The sequence below is a fragment of the uncultured Streptococcus sp. genome, assembly GCF_963525625.1.
Lineage (GTDB): Bacteria > Bacillota > Bacilli > Lactobacillales > Streptococcaceae > Streptococcus.
Map to the genome: position 1 here is coordinate 211,824 of NZ_CAURLD010000002.1, position 16,977 is coordinate 228,800.

Consider the following 16,977-nt stretch of genomic DNA (forward strand, 5'->3'; position numbering starts at 1 on the left):
GGTAAGATGAAGTCAGTAGAGTTCTGCTGGTTGTTTCATCAGGAAGAAAGGGATAAGAGAGCAAGCCTATGATACTTGAAGAATTTGACCAAAGTCGCAAGGCCATCATCAACCCAAAAGACTTGAATGAATCCATAGAAGGATTTCCAGAGACGGCTGTCTCCTGCTTTGCCAGAGAGACTTTTGCGCGGATGTTGGCTGATTTTGAGCATGAACTGATTACGACGACCAGCATGGCAAATATTGAAATTCCTATCTATCGTATTTTTGCGGATGGATGGGAACTGGCTCTCTTTAATGCACCAGTTGGAGCTTCGGCCTGTGTGGCTATTCTGGAAGACCTGATTGCGTTTGGCATGAAAAAGTTAGTACTTTTCGGGACTTGTGGCATCTTGGATGAGGAGATTAAGGAAACTTCCGTCATTATCCCGACGGAGGCCCTGCGTGATGAGGGGACTAGTTATCACTACCAGCCAGCTAGCCGTGAGCTGGAAGTCAATCTTGGCTTGAAAGATTTTCTGACGGCTTTTCTGGAGGAGCGCGGTATTTCCCATAGCAAGGGCAAGGTCTGGACGACAGACGGCATTTACCGTGAGACGCCTGCTAAGCTCCGCCATAGAAAGGCGGAGGGCGCAATCTGTGTGGACATGGAATGCTCAGCTGTAGCGGCTTTAGCAGCTTTTCGAGAGATAACCGTCTGCCAGTTCTTCTATGCAGCTGACCACTTATCTGAGGAAGCTTGGGATATGCGTAACCTAGCCAATCATGCAGACTTGGACGAAAAAGATAAGATTGCCAATCTAGCGATTCAGATCGCTCTGGCACTATAGAGAAATAAGATGAAAAAACCAATTATCCAATTTGAAGACTTTAGCTTTCAATATCAGGCCCAGTCTGAGCCGACCATGAAGCGGATTAATCTGACTATTTACGAGGGGGAGAAGGTTCTGATTGTCGGGCCATCTGGCTCTGGTAAGTCAACGCTGGGCCAGTGTCTCAATGGGATTATCCCCAACATTTATAAAGGAGAGGCCAGCGGTCAGCTCTTGATTAAGGGGCAGCCAGCCTTTGAATCCAGCATTTATGATAAGTCCAATCTAGTCAGCACGGTCTTGCAGGACACGGATGGCCAGTTTATCGGGCTTAGCGTAGCAGAAGATTTGGCCTTTGCGCTGGAAAATGACGTGATGGAGCTGTCGCTTATGCGAGAAAAAGTCAAAACATGGTCAGAGAAGCTGGATTTAGCGGAGCTTTTGCAGCATCGGCCCCAGGATTTATCAGGCGGTCAAAAGCAGCGCGTCAGTCTGGCTGGGGTTTTGATTGATGAAAGTCCCATTCTGCTCTTTGACGAGCCCTTGGCTAATCTGGATCCAAAGTCAGGACAGGACACCATTGATTTGATTGACCAGCTTCATCGAGATACGGGGACAACGACTCTGATTATCGAGCATCGTTTAGAAGATGTTCTTTACCGGCCAGTAGACCGCTTGGTGCTTGTTAATGATGGGTGCATCCTCTTTGATGGGCATCCTGATGAGCTGCTCAAAACCCAGCTGCTAGCTGAAAATGGCATCCGCGAACCGCTCTACATTACCACTCTACGCCAGCTAGGCGTTGAAGTGGAAAAGACTGAAGGATTGTCCCACTTGGATGAGCTGCAGCTAGTAGATGTGACCTTTGAGGGCAAGGACTGGTCTGACTCTGACAAAGAGTCTCAGGAGCCCTTGCTGGAACTGGAACATGTTTCCTTTGCTTACCAGAGCGGCGGCAAGCCTATTTTGCAAGATATCAGCCTGAAGATTTTCGAGGGAGAGCGGATAGCTATCGTTGGTAAAAATGGAGCTGGTAAGTCAACCCTGGCCAAGGCCCTCTGTCAGTTTATCGAGACTGAGGGGAGCTATAGCTGGCAGGGTCAGGATATAAAAGGAGACTCCATCAAGGAGCGAGCAGAGCGGATTGGCTATGTCCTGCAGAATCCCAATCAGATGATTTCGGCAGCCATGATTTTTGATGAAGTGGCTCTAGGCTTGCGCTTGCGCGGGCTGGCAGAAGCGGAAATCGAAGAGCGGGTCCATGCGGCTCTTAAGACATGTGGCCTCAATGAATTTCGTAGTTGGCCGATTTCGGCCCTGTCTTTCGGCCAGAAGAAGCGGGTGACCATTGCGTCTATCTTGGTGCTGAATCCAGAGATTATCCTCTTGGATGAGCCGACAGCTGGTCAGGACCAGCGCCATTATACCGAAATGATGGACTTTCTAGACGAGCTCAACCAGCAGGGACATACCATTATCATGATTACGCACGATATGCAGCTGATGCTGGATTACTCAGATCGGGCAGTGGTTGTGGTGGATGGTCAGATTTTAGCCGATAAGGCTCCTGCGCAGGTGCTGACAGATCAAGAGTTGATTGCGGCGGCCCATCTAAAGGAAACGTCAATCTTTGCTCTGGCTGAGAAGATTGGTGCCGACCCTCTGGCTTTGACCGAGTTTTATATGCAAAAAAAGGAGAACAAGCATGCTTAATCAGCGAAAATTAATCGGCTACCATGCAGGCGAGACGTTTCTTCATGGTCTGTCCGGTGCCAGCAAGATGCTGTTCTTTGTTCTGGTATCAGTGGCAGCTATGATTAGCTATGATACTCGCTTTTTGCTGGGGCTAGCCCTGCTGTCCCTCTGCCTCTTTCGGCTATCCCACATCCGCATCCGAGACATTTCATTTGTTTTAGTCTTTGCGGCATCCTTTGCTGCTCTTAACTTAGTGATGGTCTATCTTTTTGCCCCTCAGTATGGTGTCGATATCTATGGAGCCAAAGATGTCCTCTGGACTGGCTGGGGAGCTTATAATCTAACTGCTCAGGAGCTGTTCTACCTCTTTAATCTCCTGCTCAAGTATGTTTCGACCATACCTCTGGCAGTAATTTTCCTCATGACAACCCATCCCAGTCAGTTTGCTTCTAGCCTACATCAGCTTGGTATTTCTTATAAAATTGCTTATGCGGTCAGTCTGACGCTTCGCTATATTCCAGATTTGCAGGAGGAATTCTTCCTAATCAGAATGTCTCAGGAAGCGCGTGGGCAAGAATTATCCAAGAAAGCTAAACTGTCTCAGCGCGTGAAGGGAAATCTGCAGATTATCATTCCGCTGATTTTCAGCTCTCTCGAGCGCATCAATACCATTGCCACAGCCATGGAACTGCGCCGCTTTGGGAAAAATAAAAAACGTACCTGGTATACCTATCAAGCTCTAAGCAGACGAGATATGCTGGTGCTGACACTGGCAGTCGCTTTTCTATTACTTTGCTTTGCCCTCTTCGCAGTCAATCACGGCCGCTTTTATAATCCGTGGAGGTAGAATGGAGCATGTTCCTTATGAATGTATGGTTTCCTAAACTATCTTCTATTTACATACTATTTTAGGAGTTTTAGGAGACTTACACGCTGAAAGGGAAGGAGTAATATGAAGAAAAAATGGAAATTTATAGCAGTGCTCGTCATTGTCTTGTCTTTAGTCGGTGCTTACGATGCGTATCGATATTTTACATATAATCGTTATAAAGAAAGAAACTATGCAATTGAACCACGAGCTTACGAATTTATTGCAAACAAACAAGGCTTAGTTATTTCATGGAAAAAAGCAAATTCCCAAATTATTGACTCAAAAGTCCCAGATAATAACAGTGGCGAAGGACAGGCATTAGGATTTGGCGCAGCGGTTTATGGAAAGCACTATCTTTCAACGGACAGCTATCAATTTGTTCGCCAATTTCATGATCCTGATTTTAATCTGAAAGATTTAAGTTGGGGGGAGTTTTGGAAAATACAGGTCTACGATATTAGTACTAATAAGTTATCTTGTAAGGAATATGATTTACTTGAAGCGATTCGAGAATATGATGATAGTTATGTACCTTTTGCGACTTATTCGGCTTTCTTTAGTTATGATAATCAAGAATATCGAACAGTGGAGTTAGAAAAGGTTGGAGGCGGAAGTGGCCGTATAGTTTTGTTTAATATGGCGACAGGAAAAATAGAGGATGTTCCAAAAGATGTCGAAATTCCAAAAGATAAGCGAACTGATATTATTGGTAATTTTACAAGTTTAAAAAAATACTATAAAGAGCCTATTGATAATATATTCTCATCTATCTCTTTCCCCAATTCAGTTATTAAACAATCTTCTGATTGGCGCCTAAAGGAGGAATACCCTAAAGCTTATGACTTGATGACGAATCAGGGAGGTCAATTATATCTTTTGACGGATAAGACAGATCCTAAACTGCTGTCAGACATTTACAGTCTTTTAATACCGAAAGATAAGCAACTATTTGATAATTTAACTGTTTATGGTAATATCACAAAAGACGGTCAAGATCATGTAGTCAATTCTTATGAAGAATTTATCAATGTTTTAAAACTAGAGGAACAGGACAGTGAGTAAGTGACTTTTTATACTTGCGGTAGTCTTGTAGCATCTCTTTTCTACATTGAGCTTCTAGTCGGTGACATAAAAAACCAGGCAATCCTTGCCTGATTTTTTCTTATAATGGCCTTTTATTGGGCATGCCGGCTTTGCGGGGGTATTTGTTGGGTGTTTCTTTCTTCTTTTCCACCACCGTAATAAAGCGAGGGTCACCGTTTGGTAAGGCATAGCTGAGATTGTCTTGGACCTTGCTAAAGAGTAAATTGAGGGCATTTTTTGCTTCTTCCAGTTCTTCTGGAGCATTAGAAGCCTTGAGCGCTAGGAGCTTGCCACCCACTTTTAGATAGGGAATGGTCAGCTCAGACAGAACCTGCATCCGAGCGACTGCACGGGCAGTGACCAAGTCAAATTGAGCCCGAAAAGCCTTGTCCTGAGCAAAGTCTTCTGCGCGACCGTGGTAGAAGTGAACCTTGTCCAGCCCGAGCTCTTCAGCCAGCAGTTTGAGGAAGTTGATTCGTTTATTGAGCGAGTCAATGATAGTCACATCCAGCTGAGGGCAGATGATTTTCATAGGGAGACTGGGAAAGCCAGCCCCGGCTCCGATATCTAATAGCTTAAGGTCTTGATTATCAATCAGGCCTTGCAAAACGGGCGCTATTGAATCATAGAAATGCTTGAGATAGACTTCATTTTTCTCGGTAATAGCTGTTAGATTGATTTTTTCATTCCATTCGACCAAGAGTTGAAAATAACACTCAAATTGGTCTTTCTGGCGGTCGGTCGGCTCGATTCCCTGCTGGGCTAAGAGCTGGTAAAATTCTTGCGGTGTCATAGTTTCATCCTTGTTTGTCAGTATTCATCCTATTATATCACAAAAAGGAGACCCCGGCATTCTGCCAAAGGGCCTCTTTTCTTATATGCCAATCTGATTGAGCTCCGCCAAGAGCAGCTGGCGCCGCTCATCCTGATTAGCGGCTGGGTCAAAGAGAACTTCTTTTTTGATCTTGCCATCTAAAATGAGCAGGACCTTGTCGGCATAGGTAGCCACGCTGGCATCGTGGGTTACCAGAAGGATACTTGCGCCCTGCTGATGGAAGTGCTGCATGAGCTCCATAGCCTGACGGCCGGCTTGAGAGTTGAGGGCTCCTGTCGGCTCGTCAGCAAAAATGATTCGAGGCTGGTTCATGAGAGCGCGGCAAATGCCTGCTCGCTGGAGCTGGCCGCCCGATACTTGATGGATGCTGCGGTGGGCTATATCCTCGATTCCAGTCAGGGCCATTAACTCCTTGGCTCGCTCATAGGCTGCCTTTCGCTCGCTGCTTTTCTTACCAATAATACTCGGTAGGCAAATATTGTCTAGGATATTGAGATTTTTCAGGAAGGTTGCCTGCTGGAAGACAAAGCCGAAAGCCTCTCTGCGAAGGCGGTCTAAGTCCTTATCTTTCATGGCTAGCAGGTCCTGTCCCTGGTAAAGAATCTGTCCTTGGTCAGGTCTGTCAATGGTGGACAGAAGATTGAGAAGAGTGGATTTCCCGCAGCCGGACGGCCCCATGATGGCGATGAATTGGCCGCTTTCAATCTCTAGCGACAAATCACGGAGAATGGGCTCCTGATTTTCCTGATAGCTTTTGCTGAGGTTATGTGCTTCTAATAACATAGGCTTCTCCTCGGATGTAAAATAAATGCTAAGCGCTCGAAAGCTATCTGCTTAAGATTAATGTTCCTTGAGATAGCGTCCAATTTCCAGCTTGTTCAGAGCTCGGAGACTGATGTGTGCTGCTGTGAGTCCGCTAAGAAGCAGAGTCAGCGGTGCCCATAGAAAAGTAAGCGACTTATTGATGATGAGCTGGAGTTTGCTGATACCGAAGCTGCTGAGCAGCAGACTGCAGACTTCTTGCCCAAGACTAAGGAGCAGCAGGTCGGCTATTGCCAGAGCCAGCATCAAGATGAAGCAGACAGCGAGCAGGTAGTGGCTCCTGAGTCGTTCACTGCCAAATCCCAGCATCCGATAAAGCGCCAAGTCAGCTTGATCCTTAGTGAAAATCATATAGACAAAGAGAGTCATAAGGATGAAGACAATGCCGAGCCCTGTCAAGAAAACGCTGGTCTGAATCAGGCGGAGCATGGCTAGCGTGTCATCAAAAGTCTGATGGAAAAAGTCTTCTACATCGGTTAATTTATAGTTGGAATAGCGTTTTTTCCATTCGTTGATTTTTTGAGCTTTGTTGCTAGCATCTTTAAGACGGATGGTCGTCAGACTATTGAGGGTTTGCGCTTGCTTTGTCACAAAGACAGCCTTGGCGGTCTTGCCGCCGTAGGTCAGGTCTGAGTAGATACCGACCACTTTTAGTTTTCTGGCTTGACCGTCTACCGTCAAGGTCAGGCTGTCTCCTGCTTTTAGCTTGAGCTCCTCTGCCATAAGCTTGGAGAGGGCAATTTCATGCTCGTTTTTAGGATAACGACCTTGGCTGTATTTGACTGGAAATCCTGCATGGTTTCCCAGAGTTACCCGCAACTGCTGGGTCTGACCTTGCTGGTCTTGATAGGAGAAATTCTGGCTTTGGTACTGATTGATCTCTGCGATATCCTTGTCTGCCTGCAGTTCTTTCAGAAGCTGGGCAGCCTTGGTATCGATATCTTCAGTCTGAGAAATATCAATCAACACATCTGCCTGACCAGCTCCCAGATACTGGATGAAGTTCTTGTCCATCACAGTGCTATAGAGACTGGCTGGCAGCAGGATAAGCAGGCTAATCAAACTGACAATGAACAAGATAGTCAAATAGAGTTTTTTATGACTGAGAATCGTTTTCAGAGCGAAATAGGGTCTGTCTAAGAAGGGGATAGTCGGTAAGCCCATTTTCGGAGTAGAACGAGTCTCGGCCAGACTGTTGGAAGAAGCTAATCTTAAAGCTTGGCTGGGCGTCATTTTCTTAAAGGAGCTAAGAGGCCGGGCAGTCAGCCAGAAGACCAAGAGACAGAGCAGCAGAGCCACTAGTATTTCCAAAAGATAGCTATAGAAGGGCGTCGGGCTTTGTCCCATAGACAGTGACATTTGCTTTTTAAAAGGAGCGCTCAGGAGAAAGGACAGTCCCCAGCCTACGATGGTTGCTAGAGCCAGACAGAAATAATACTTGGTCAGGTAGACCCTGCTGATAAAGCTTTGGGGCAGTCCCATCACCTTCATAACTGCAATCTGCTGCAGGTCTTCTTGAATCTTGGTCAAGAGGGCAAAGCGCATGCAGAGAAAGGTGATGCCAACGATGGCCACAACTAGCAGCCCCATGACCAGGATGACTAGAGCGTCATTGAAGCCATTAATCATCTTTATAGTCGGATAGGTAATCATAGGCGGTCCATTGGACTCAAGCTCGGCATTTTTATAGGCTTGCTCGATAGTAGAAATCTGGCTAAGCTTATGCACTCGAAAGGCAATCAGGTTCTCATTAGATGCAAATGCTTCTTTTTTCAGAGTCTGCAAATCAGTTTGCGAGATGAGGAAGCGCTTGGAGGAGACTAGACCAGCATTCATCTGGGCATCTCGGATAAAGCCCTGGACAGTTAGCTGCAGTTTGCCGACCCTTATTTGGTCGCCGATTTTGATTTTTCCGCTATTGTAATAATAAAGGGGGATATAAACTTGCCCTGGCCGAGGCTGGGCAGGCTGGTTATTCTGATCCAGCAGAAAGTCAAAGTTTTGGTTCTGACTGGAAAAGCCATTATCCTGAGAGCTGTCCTGAAGCGAGTCCTGCCCATTGATACGGATGGCTGACCCTTCCACGTTGACAAAGTCTGTCAGCTGCCAGGAGGCAATTTCCGGATGCTGCTGGACGAAGTTTTGCAGGCGTTCTCGGTTGACGTTTCCGCTGTGCATCTGTAGCAGGTGAGGACTTTTAGCTGTTTCCACAAAGCGCTCAATCGAGCTAGTGAGACTGATGGTCAGGCGCGTGGCTGCAAAGCTTAGAGTCAGAGTCAGAAGAAGGAAAAGCCCGATGACCAGCATACTGACTTTATTTTCTTTTAAATCATTTTTTATCAAGCGTTGAAACATATTCCAGCTCCTTTACTGAACGTGCTCGGGAGAGCAGGTAAGCACCGATGCTGATAGAGATACCGGATAGGATAAAGAGCAGACCGTAGCCTCTGCCTCCTCCAACACCGATGATTTTTCCGACGGAATTTGCCAGCCAGCCAAAGTAAGTCAGCGAGGGTTTGAAAAGTGTATCCGCAACCCAACCCATGCCGGCATAAGCTAGCACATAGCCCAGCTGAGAAATAATGCCAATGGTTCCCCAGACCTTGCCTTGATCGGCTTTGTTAATATTGATGCGGACCAGGTAGTCAATGGCTGTATTGGCAAAAGGCAGAGCAGCAAAGAGGAGAAAGCCAAAGCTGCAAATCCAGATGAAGTTTTCCTTCATTCCCAGCCCAACCATGAAGAGCCCCAGTAGAAATAGAGATAGGCAGAGCATACGATGGAAGTGTTTTTTGATAGCAAATATCCCCAGAACCAAGCCTCCAATCAGCATACCACTGCTAGAGATGGTCATGACCCAACCGACCGTTTTGGCGTCTGAGAAAGCCAGCACCAAGGGAGAAAGCAGGATTTGCACTGTTCCCAGAAAGAAGGAAAAGCCTATTCCAGCTAGGACTAAAATCCAGATGCCTTTTTTTCCATAGACGATTTGAAAACCTTTAAGGAAATCAGCCCAGAAACGACTATCACTGCTATAAACTTGTGTGTGAATGGCCCTCCGAGCGAGCAAGGTGCAGGCTACTGTCACGAAAATGGTCGAAAAATCCAGCAACAGAATCGTGCTGATATGTCCACTCGCCAAAATCATTCCAGCCAAGGCTGGTGAAATCAGATAGCGGGCAATGCCATTAATCTGGGACAAACCAGTTGCTTTTGATAACTGGTCCTCAGGCAGCAAGTCGGAAATCGTAGCTCTAAAGGCTGGATTTACCAAGGCTGAAAAGAGTGAGCTAATCGCAGCTCCGATACAGATAAAAATCAAAGCAGGATTCTTCAGACTAAAGTAAATCCAGAGAACGCCTAAGCCTGACAAGCCATCTCCCAGAGCCATCAGCAATCTTCGGTCATAGCGATCTGCCAGAATTCCAGCCAGAGGAGTAACCAAAAGACCGGGTAGAAAAGCACAAAGCGTAACAAAAGAAGAAACAGAAACCAAACCGGTCAGCTGGAAGATATAAACACCTAAAGCGAAAGAAGTCATACCAGAGCCGATTTCTGAAATGAGGCTTCCTATCCAAATCAATAAAAAGAGTCTAAAGCCTGATTGTTTCATAGTTACCTCCTTATGCTTGCAATGTCAAGTAAGTGTAAATAGTAAATCTAGTAATTAGCTGTCTAGCTGCTTTGAGTCTGAATCAGAGATAGAAAGGGATCAAAGTAGCCTTTCCGGCTGTGAAAAAGAGTTTCTAAAAGATAGAGAAAAGCTTGCAGTTTTTGCTGCTGTTTTTCTGGAGGTAGAGCCTGAAAACTGCTGCCAAAAACTTGAAGCGAATAAGTAAGAATCATTTCCAGGCTTTCATATGGATAGTCAGTTTTCATGTCTCCAGCGGCGATGCCGTCTTGGATGATAGGAAGTAAAATCTGGGGTGCCCGTTCAAGAAGAATTTGATTGGTCTTTTCGTGCAAGAGTGCATTTTGCGGCTGATTGAGATGCAGCAGCACTCCCTCTCCCTCTTGATGATTAAGATTTAGAGCAGCCATGCTGCCAACCAAGCGCTCTATGATAGTCAATTCACGATTATCAGCAAAGGCTTGGGAAGCTGTAAATGCTCTTTCAATGGTTCGCTCAATGATGGCATCCATTATCTCTTCCTTAGAAGAAAAGTAATAGTAGAGAGTACCACGGGCGATTTGAGTCGCTTCTAAAATCTGGGAGATAGAGGTCTGGTCAAAGCCTTGCTCCATAAAAAGCTCCTGAGCGGTATCTAAGATAAAGTCTTTTTTATTGGCCATGCTTGCATCCTTTTTATTAGTAAAATTTTATTAGACCGACAGTCGGTTTATTCTTTCCTTTATCGTACATCTTTTCTAAATCAATGTCAAGAATAAAGACAGTTCCTCTATTTTTTGATATAATAAGTCTAATCAAAATTGAAGGAGTATATCATGACTTTTATTATTGTTCTTATTATTGTCGCGGTTTTAGCATTCTTCGTTGTTGGTGCGTACAATACCTTGGTTAAAAGCCGCATGCAGACTCAGGAAGCTTGGAGTCAGATCGATGTGCAGCTCAAACGTCGTAATGACCTGATTCCTAACCTCTTGGAAACGGTCAAAGGCTATGGCAAGTACGAGCAAGCAACCTTGGAAAAGGTAACCCAACTGCGCAACCAGGTAGCTTCAGCTGCTTCACCAGCCGAAGCCATGCAAGCCAGCGACGCCCTTTCTCGTCAGATTTCTGGAATCTTTGCAGTAGCTGAAAGCTATCCAGATCTGAAAGCAAATACCAACTACTTGAAGTTGCAGGAAGAGCTGACCAATACTGAAAATAAAATTGCTTATTCTCGTCAGCTTTATAATTCAGTAACTAGCAACTACAATGTCAAGCTGGAAACTTTCCCAAGCAATATTATTGCAGGAATGTTTGGCTTTAAAGCTGCGGACTTCCTCAAAACACCAGAAGAAGAAAAGGCTGTACCAAAAGTTGATTTTGGTAGCACTGGACTAGGTGACTAAGATGCTATTTGATCAAATTGCCAGCAATAAAAGGAGGACTTGGCTCCTCCTTATCGCTTTTTTCGGTCTCTTGGCTCTCCTTGGAGCGGCTGTTGGCTATCTCTGGCTGCGGTCTGCTGTAGGTGGTGTCTTGCTAGCCTTGATTATCGGAGCTATTTATGCCGGAGTGATGATTTTTCAGTCTACAGAAGTGGTCATGGCTATGAATGGAGCCCGTGAGGTCTCTGAGCAGGAAGCACCTGAGCTCTATCATATCGTACAAGATATGGCTATGGTCGCTCAGATTCCTATGCCACGTGTCTATATCGTAGAGGATCCCTCTCCCAATGCTTTTGCGACCGGTTCTAAGCCGGAAAATGCAGCTGTCGCAGCAACGACGGGTATCTTGCAAATCATGAATCGTGAGGAGCTTGAGGGAGTGATTGGCCATGAAGTCAGTCATATTCGAAATTATGATATCCGAATTTCAACGATTGCTGTTGCTTTGGCCAGTGCTATTACCCTATTGTCTAGCCTGGCTGGCCGGATGATGTGGTTTGGTGGCGGACGGCGCAGTAGTAATGATCGAGATAACGATAGTGGTTTGGGAATTATTCTCCTTATCGTATCGCTAATTGCCATCATTCTGGCACCTTTGGCAGCTACCTTGGTGCAGTTGGCCATTTCTCGTCAGCGGGAGTTTCTGGCTGATGCTTCCAGTGTAGAGCTGACCCGCAATCCGCAAGGGATGATTAATGCTTTGCTCAAGCTGGATCGCAGTGAGCCTATGGAACATCATGTTGATGATGCAAGTGCAGCTCTCTATATCAGCGACCCTAAGAAAGAAGGCGGACTGAAGAAACTCTTCTATACGCATCCTCCCATCTCAGAGCGGGTGGAGCGATTGAGACAGATGTAAAAACTGGGAAACTGAAATTATTCCCAAAAGTTAGATAAATAACTACCAAAAGGATTTAGTTCTGTATTATTCAGGACTAAGTCCTTTTCATTTTACTTCCTTTAAGTCATATCTAAAATAAGTCATGTCTAAAAAATATTCGTTTAGATTTTGTTACAGTTTCATTTCAGTTGTCTATAAAATTTAGATTATCCAAGTTTATTTTTGTATAAGTAAGGAGGCTAGATTTAAAAAAGCCGGTGTTTTCAAGTTGTCAGGTTGAACCCTCCTGACTTTCTTATAAAATTAGCATTTTCTTGAAAACCATAAAATTTTCAGAAAAAGTCACTATATTGAGTTATTTTATTGTTCAAGTTAATCTATTTGTATCATTTAGAAATACAAAGTAGTTTTTTTGTAACAAAACAGAAATATATTACTAGTATATTAAATTTAGTAAAAAATTTTATTGCATATATGAAACCGGGGGTTCGGTATGTTGAAAACATTTGGAAAAATTTTCAAAGTCATTAGAGAATCAAAAAACATGTCTCTTAAAGAAGCGGCAGCCGGAGATATTTCAGTGGCTCAGCTGTCTCGTTTTGAGCGGGGAGTCAGTGGTATCACGCTTGATTCTTTCTATTGCTGCTTAAAGAATATGGCTGTTTCTCTAGACGAATTTCAGTATGTTTACCATAACTACATTGAGGCAGATGATGCGCTTTTCTCAAAAAAAGTAGCTGATGCTTATCAGGAAAACAATGTCGTCAAGCTCCAAAGTATATTGGCTAGCTCAGAAGCTTTGGCTCAAAAGTTCCCTGAGAAGAAGAATTATAGGCTTAATACAATTGTTGTTAGAGCAGTATTGTCTTCCTGCAGTCCAGATTTTCAGATTAGCAAGAAAGATGTAGAATTTCTGACCGATTATCTCTTTTCCGTTGAGGAGTGGGGGCGTTATGAGCTCTGGCTCTTTACTAATAGTGTGGATCTATTGACCTTGGAAACACTGGAGACCTTTGCTAGTGAAATGATTAACCGCACCCAGTTTTATAATAATCTACCGGAGAATCGCCGGCGTATTATCAAGATGCTGCTTAATGTTATCAGCGTCTGCATAGAGAGTAATCATTTGCTAGTTGCTATGAGATTCCTCAATTATCTTGACCATTCTAAAATCCCTGAGACAGATCTTTATGATCGGATGCTGATTAAGTATCATAGGGCTCTTTATTCCTACAAGGTTGGGAATAGCTATGCTCTGAGTGATATTGAGGAATGCTTATCTTTCTTGGAATTTTTAGATTCCTTCGGTGTTGCCCAGAAGCTCAAGGCTCAGTTTGAAAGAATTTGCCTTTCCCAGTTGCAGATGTGCAAATAAAATAGACTCATTTCTAAAAATATACTAGAATAAGAGTATAACTTTATACCAAATTCAGAAGGAGGCTTTATGATGGAGAAAAAAATTCATTATAAGATGCATAAAGTTAAGAAGAACTGGGTAGCCATCGGTGTGACTACCTTAGCACTTATCGTAGCACCAAAAGTACTTGGTCTCGAAGCAGGTCTTGTCCACGCTGATGATGTTAAGCAGGTGGCAGTTCAAGAACCAACTGCAGCTCAGGATAGTGGCTCAGGGCAGCCGGTTCAAGTACAAGCCAACTCAGCTTCTCAGTTGGAAGCAGAAAAAGCAACTTCTGCAGACAAGGTGGTTGATGCTGCTGTAGCCAGTGAAAAAACTGCTGAAACTGCAGCAAATACGGAAGCAGCGGTTCAAACAGATGCTCAAGAGCCAGCTAAGCCGGCAGTAGCAGAAGCAGCAACTACAGAAAAAGCAGCCGTTGCTGAAGAAGCAAAAGCAGCTAATGCAACATCAGAAACTGCTAAACCGGAAGCAGCTGGTCAGGATATACAAGCAAGTCCCGCAACTGCTGACAAACAAGCAAAGAAGACTGTTACAGACAAGATAGTTGCAAATCCAAAGGTTGCAAAGAAAGATCGTTTGCCAGAACCGGCTCAAAGACAGGGAGCGATAGCTGAAAGAATGCGTGCTGCTCAAGCCCAAGCGGCACCTGTTAATACTGAGCATGATGATGATGTCTTATCTCACATCAAGACGATTGATGGTAAGAAATACTATGTTCAGGACGACGGTACAGTTAAAAAGAATTTCGCTGTTGAGCTCAATGGAAAAATTCTTTATTTCGATGCAGAGACTGGAGCACTGATTGATTCAGCTGAGTATCAATTCCAGCAAGGTACTAGCAGCCTTAACAATGAATTCACCAGAATGAATGCCTTCCATGGCACTACGGAAAAGGACATCGAAACAGTTGACGGCTACCTGACAGCGGATACTTGGTATCGTCCAAAAGCTATCCTCAAGGATGGAAAAACATGGACTCAGTCTACAGAGACTGACTTGCGTCCGCTTTTAATGGCTTGGTGGCCTGATAAGCAAACGCAGGTTAGCTATCTTAACTATATGAACCAGCAAGGTCTGGGAGCAGGAGCTTTTGAAAACAAAGTGGAACAAGCTATCCTGACAGGTGCTTCTCAGCAGGTTCAGCGCAAAATTGAAGAAAGAATCGGTAAAGAAGGCGATACTAAATGGCTGAGAACACTGATGGGCTCATTTGTCAAAACTCAGCCAAACTGGAACATTAAGACAGAGTCTGAAACAACTGGTACGAATAAGGACCACTTGCAAGGCGGAGCTCTGCTTTATACCAATAGTGATAAGACTTCTCATGCTAATTCTAAGTACCGCATCCTGAACCGCACACCTACCAGCCAAACTGGTACACCTAAGTACTTTATTGACAAGTCAAACGGTGGTTATGAGTTCCTGTTGGCCAACGACTTTGACAACTCTAATCCAGCTGTTCAGGCTGAGCAACTCAACTGGCTGCACTTTATGATGAACTTCGGCAGCATCGTAGCTAATGATCCGACTGCTAACTTTGACGGAGTCCGTGTCGATGCGGTGGATAATGTCAATGCGGACTTGCTCCAAATTGCCTCTGACTACTTCAAGTCTCGCTACAAGGTCGGAGAAAGTGAAGAGCAGGCTATTAAGCATCTGTCTATCTTAGAAGCTTGGTCTGACAACGACCCTGACTACAACAAAGACACCAAGGGTGCTCAATTGCCGATTGATAATAAGCTTCGTCTGTCCTTGCTTTATTCGTTCATGCGTAAACTTTCTATCCGTAGCGGTGTAGAGCCAACGATTACGAATAGTCTGAATGACCGTTCTACTGAAAAGAAAAATGGCGAGCGGATGGCTAACTATATCTTTGTCCGGGCACATGATAGTGAAGTACAAACCGTTATTGCTGACATCATCCGAGAAAATATCAATCCAAATACGGATGGTTTGACCTTTACCATGGATGAGCTCAAGCAAGCCTTCAAGATCTACAATGAAGATATGCGCAAGGCAGACAAGAAGTATACGCAGTTCAATATCCCAACTGCTCATGCTCTCATGCTCTCCAACAAAGACTCCATCACTCGGGTTTACTATGGTGATCTCTACACAGATGATGGCCAATATATGGAGAAAAAATCTCCTTACCACGACGCTATCGATGCCTTGTTGCGGGCTCGTATTAAGTATGTAGCCGGCGGTCAGGACATGAAAGTCACCTATATGGGTGTACCTCGTGAGGCTGATAAATGGTCTTACAATGGTATTTTGACTTCTGTTCGTTACGGTACTGGTGCTAACGAAGCGACAGATGAAGGAACAGCAGAAACCCGTACCCAAGGGATGGCTGTTATTGCTTCTAACAACCCTAATCTCAAGTTAAATGTATGGGATAAACTGCAAGTCAATATGGGAGCAGCCCATAAGAATCAATACTACCGTCCTGTGCTCTTGACGACCAAAGATGGCATTTCCCGCTATCTAACTGACGAAGAAGTACCGCAATCCCTCTGGAAGAAGACAGATGCCAATGGTATTTTGACCTTTGATATGAACGATATCGCAGGCTACAGCAATGTCCAAGTTTCTGGTTATCTGGCTGTTTGGGTACCAGTTGGTGCTAAGGCAGATCAGGATGCTCGTGTAACAGCTAGCAAGAAGAAAAATGCCAGCGGTCAGGTTTATGAGTCTAGCGCAGCCCTTGATTCTCAGCTGATTTACGAAGGCTTCTCTAACTTCCAAGATTTTGCAACTCGCGATGACCAGTATACCAATAAAGTCATTGCTAAAAATGTCAACCTCTTCAAGGAATGGGGAGTGACTTCATTTGAGTTGCCGCCTCAGTATGTGTCTAGCCAAGATGGCACTTTCCTAGATTCTATCATCCAGAATGGTTATGCCTTTGAAGACCGTTATGATATGGCAATGAGCAAGAACAATAAATATGGTTCTTTAAATGACCTGCTCAATGCTCTCCGTGCTCTTCACAGTGTCAATATCCAAGCCATTGCGGACTGGGTGCCAGACCAAATCTACAACCTGCCAGGTAAAGAAGTGGTAACGGCAACTCGTGTCAACAACTATGGAACCTACCGTGAAGGCGCAGAAATCAAGGAAAAACTTTACGTTGCCAATACTAGAACGAATGGTACAGACTATCAAGGCAAGTATGGTGGAGCCTTCTTGGATGAACTCAAAGCTAAATACCCAGAAATCTTTGAACGAGTACAGATTTCCAACGGCCAAAAGATGACGACTGATGAGAAGATTACCAAGTGGTCTGCTAAACACTTCAACGGTACCAATATCTTGGGTCGTGGTGCTTACTATGTTCTTAAAGACTGGGCTAGCAACGAATATCTCAACAACAAGAATGGTGAGATGGTACTGCCTAAGCAATTAGTTAATAAGAATGCTTACACAGGATTTGTCAGTGATGCTAGTGGTACTAAGTACTATTCAACTAGTGGCTATCAAGCTAGAAATTCCTTTATCCAAGATGAAAATGGAAATTGGTATTACTTCGATAAACGAGGT

13 protein-coding genes are annotated in these 16,977 nt (G+C 44.5%); 8 read left to right on the plus strand and 5 right to left on the minus strand.

From position 1 onward, the window contains the following. The first annotated feature begins 68 nt into the window (after positions 1–68). From RYK49_RS02165 to RYK49_RS02180, 4 genes are all read left to right on the plus strand, one after another. Positions 69–830: a nucleoside phosphorylase gene (locus tag RYK49_RS02165; RefSeq protein WP_314831388.1), complete on the plus strand. Its 762-nt coding sequence runs from the start codon at positions 69–71 to the stop codon at positions 828–830. A 9-nt stretch (positions 831–839) separates the two neighbouring features. Then, complete coding sequence (locus RYK49_RS02170; protein ID WP_314831389.1) at positions 840–2,525, plus strand: ABC transporter ATP-binding protein; 1,686 nt, start codon at positions 840–842, stop codon at positions 2,523–2,525. Next, entirely contained in the window at positions 2,518–3,354 is an 837-nt protein-coding gene (locus tag RYK49_RS02175; protein WP_314831390.1) for an energy-coupling factor transporter transmembrane protein EcfT, read from the plus strand. The genes RYK49_RS02170 and RYK49_RS02175 overlap by 8 nt, the downstream gene beginning before the upstream one ends. Positions 3,355–3,459: 105 nt before the next feature. Beyond that, positions 3,460–4,440, plus strand: coding sequence for a hypothetical protein (locus RYK49_RS02180; protein WP_314831391.1), 981 nt, complete (start codon positions 3,460–3,462; stop codon positions 4,438–4,440). Positions 4,441–4,540: 100 nt separating this feature from the next. Here RYK49_RS02180 and rsmG read toward each other — a convergent pair whose 3' ends face one another. From rsmG to RYK49_RS02205, 5 genes are all read right to left on the minus strand, one after another. Next, positions 4,541–5,254: a 16S rRNA (guanine(527)-N(7))-methyltransferase RsmG gene (gene rsmG, locus RYK49_RS02185; RefSeq protein WP_314831392.1), complete on the minus strand. Its 714-nt coding sequence runs from the start codon at positions 5,252–5,254 to the stop codon at positions 4,541–4,543. 81 nt (positions 5,255–5,335) lie between these two features. Beyond that, the gene (locus RYK49_RS02190) at positions 5,336–6,079 is read right to left on the minus strand and encodes an ABC transporter ATP-binding protein (protein ID WP_314831393.1); all 744 of its coding nucleotides are present in this window, start codon (positions 6,077–6,079) and stop codon (positions 5,336–5,338) included. Between the two features lie 57 nt (positions 6,080–6,136). Then, positions 6,137–8,473 carry an FtsX-like permease family protein gene (locus RYK49_RS02195; RefSeq protein WP_314831394.1) on the minus strand — a complete coding sequence of 779 codons (2,337 nt, stop codon included), beginning with the start codon at positions 8,471–8,473 and terminating at the stop codon, positions 6,137–6,139. After that, complete coding sequence (locus RYK49_RS02200) at positions 8,448–9,731, minus strand: MFS transporter (RefSeq protein ID WP_314831395.1); 1,284 nt, start codon at positions 9,729–9,731, stop codon at positions 8,448–8,450. The genes RYK49_RS02195 and RYK49_RS02200 overlap by 26 nt, the downstream gene beginning before the upstream one ends. 62 nt (positions 9,732–9,793) lie before the next feature. Further along, positions 9,794–10,411 carry a TetR/AcrR family transcriptional regulator gene (locus RYK49_RS02205; RefSeq protein WP_314831396.1) on the minus strand — a complete coding sequence of 206 codons (618 nt, stop codon included), beginning with the start codon at positions 10,409–10,411 and terminating at the stop codon, positions 9,794–9,796. A gap of 153 nt (positions 10,412–10,564) precedes the next feature. Between RYK49_RS02205 and RYK49_RS02210 the strand changes: the two genes are divergently transcribed. From RYK49_RS02210 to RYK49_RS02225, 4 genes are all read left to right on the plus strand, one after another. Continuing rightward, positions 10,565–11,134: a LemA family protein gene (locus tag RYK49_RS02210; RefSeq protein WP_125348368.1), complete on the plus strand. Its 570-nt coding sequence runs from the start codon at positions 10,565–10,567 to the stop codon at positions 11,132–11,134. Between the two features lies 1 nt (position 11,135). Next, positions 11,136–12,032 (plus strand): zinc metalloprotease HtpX, encoded by an 897-nt coding sequence (htpX, locus tag RYK49_RS02215; RefSeq protein ID WP_314831397.1) that lies wholly within the window; start codon positions 11,136–11,138, stop codon positions 12,030–12,032. A 475-nt stretch (positions 12,033–12,507) separates the two neighbouring features. After that, the gene (locus RYK49_RS02220) at positions 12,508–13,389 is read left to right on the plus strand and encodes a helix-turn-helix domain-containing protein (RefSeq protein WP_125410656.1); all 882 of its coding nucleotides are present in this window, start codon (positions 12,508–12,510) and stop codon (positions 13,387–13,389) included. A gap of 69 nt (positions 13,390–13,458) precedes the next feature. After that, on the plus strand, positions 13,459–16,977 hold a 3,519-nt coding region (locus RYK49_RS02225), incomplete at its 3' end, for a glycoside hydrolase family 70 protein (RefSeq protein WP_314864718.1).